Annotated in this window: 1 pseudogene; it reads left to right on the top strand. The window is 32.0% G+C overall.

The window, feature by feature from the left end:
* Positions 1 to 228, top strand: a pseudogene (locus AOA62_RS32400) (uridine kinase); the annotation flags it as partial.

Genomic DNA, 228 nt, shown 5'->3' on the forward strand with positions numbered 1-228 from the left:
TTCTTATGATTGAGCAAGATTCTTATTATAAGGATCAGTCACATTTACCAATGGAAGAAAGACTAAAAACTAACTATGACCACCCACTTGCTTTTGATAATAATTTATTGTTAATGCATCTAAAATCACTTGTAAATAGAAATACGATTGAGAAACCTGTCTATGATTATGCAAAACACACTCGTTCTCACGATGTTGTAACAGTAGAGCCTAGAGATGTGATAATTC

It is taken from the genome of Pseudomonas sp. 2995-3 (assembly GCF_002742565.1).
GTDB classification, from domain to species: domain Bacteria; phylum Pseudomonadota; class Gammaproteobacteria; order Pseudomonadales; family Pseudomonadaceae; genus Aquipseudomonas; species Aquipseudomonas edaphica.